This is a genomic window from Peloplasma aerotolerans (genome assembly GCF_030012175.1).
GTDB lineage: Bacteria > Bacillota_I > Bacilli_A > Acholeplasmatales > Acholeplasmataceae > Peloplasma > Peloplasma aerotolerans.
The window spans coordinates 1-1,696 of the sequence record NZ_JASCXW010000075.1; the positions used below are offsets into that span (position 1 = coordinate 1).

Annotated in this window: 1 rRNA gene; it reads left to right on the top strand. The window is 47.2% G+C overall.

The features are described from left to right. Positions 1-90: 90 nt before the first annotated feature. Positions 91-1,609: ribosomal RNA gene (locus QJ521_RS09595) — 16S ribosomal RNA — on the top strand. The last annotated feature ends 87 nt before the right edge of the window (positions 1,610-1,696 follow it).

A 1,696-nucleotide genomic window follows, 5' to 3' on the forward strand; every position in this document is an offset into this window, starting at 1 on the left:
AAGGTCTTTGAAAACTGAATGATGATGAGTGTATCAAGAGAAACAAAAGTAACAAAAAAATAAGAGCTATTAACAAACAAAACATAAAACATTATGGAGAGTTTGATCCTGGCTCAGGATGAACGCTGGCGGCGTGCCTAATACATGCAAGTCGAACGAGAGCACTTGTGCTCTAGTGGCGAACGGGTGAGTAACACGTAGGTAACCTGCCCTTAAGACGAGGATAACCGTTGGAAACGATGGCTAAGACTGGATAGGAACATCGAAGGCATCTTTGGTGTTTTAAAAGACCTAGCAATAGGTATGCTTAAGGAGGGGCCTGCGGCGCATTAGTTAGTTGGTGAGGTGAGAGCTCACCAAGACAGTGATGCGTAGCCGGACTGAGAGGTTGAACGGCCACATTGGGACTGAGAAACGGCCCAAACTCCTACGGGAGGCAGCAGTAGGGAATTTTCGGCAATGGAGGAAACTCTGACCGAGCAACGCCGCGTGAATGACGAAGTACTTCGGTATGTAAAGTTCTTTTATCAGGGAAGAATGGGCAGTGGAAAAACTGTTTTGACGGTACCTGAAGAATAAGCCCCGGCTAACTATGTGCCAGCAGCCGCGGTAATACATAGGGGGCAAGCGTTATCCGGAATTATTGGGCGTAAAGGGTGCGTAGGCGGTTGATTAAGTCTTTGGTATAAGTGCAGTGCTTAACGCTGTGATGCTAAAGAAACTGGTTAACTTGAGTGTGGTAGAGGCAAGTGGAATTCCATGTGTAGCGGTAAAATGCGTAAATATATGGAGGAACACCAGTGGCGAAGGCGGCTTGCTGGGCCACAACTGACGCTGAGGCACGAAAGCGTGGGGAGCAAACAGGATTAGATACCCTGGTAGTCCACGCCGTAAACGATGAGTACTAAGTGTTGGAGAAATTCAGTGCTGTAGTTAACGCAATAAGTACTCCGCCTGAGTAGTACGTGCGCAAGCATGAAACTCAAAGGAATTGACGGGACCCCGCACAAGCGGTGGATCATGTTGTTTAATTCGATGATACGCGAAGAACCTTACCAGGTCTTGACATCCCATGCAAAGCTATAGAGATATAGTGGAGGTTATCATGGAGACAGGTGGTGCATGGTTGTCGTCAGCTCGTGTCGTGAGATGTTGGGTTAAGTCCCGCAACGAGCGCAACCCTTATTGCTAGTTACCATCATTAAGTTGGGGACTCTAGCGAGACTGCCAGTGATAAACTGGAGGAAGGTGGGGATGACGTCAAATCATCATGCCCCTTATGACCTGGGCTACAAACGTGATACAATGGCTGAAACAAAGGGCAGCGAAGCAGTGATGTGAAGCGAAACCCAAAAAAGCAGTCTCAGTTCGGATTGAAGTCTGCAACTCGACTTCATGAAGTCGGAATCGCTAGTAATCGTGAATCAGAACGTCACGGTGAATACGTTCTCGGGGTTTGTACACACCGCCCGTCAAACCACGAAAGTTGACAATACCCAAAGCCGGTGGCCTAACCGTAAGGAGGGAGCCGTTTAAGGTAGGGTTGATGATTGGGGTTAAGTCGTAACAAGGTATCCCTACGGGAACGTGGGGATGGATCACCTCCTTTCTAAGGAGAAAGGCATATACTTAAACGTATATAACATTTCCAAACACTCATCATATTCAGTTTTGAAAGACCTAAACAGTCTTTTTA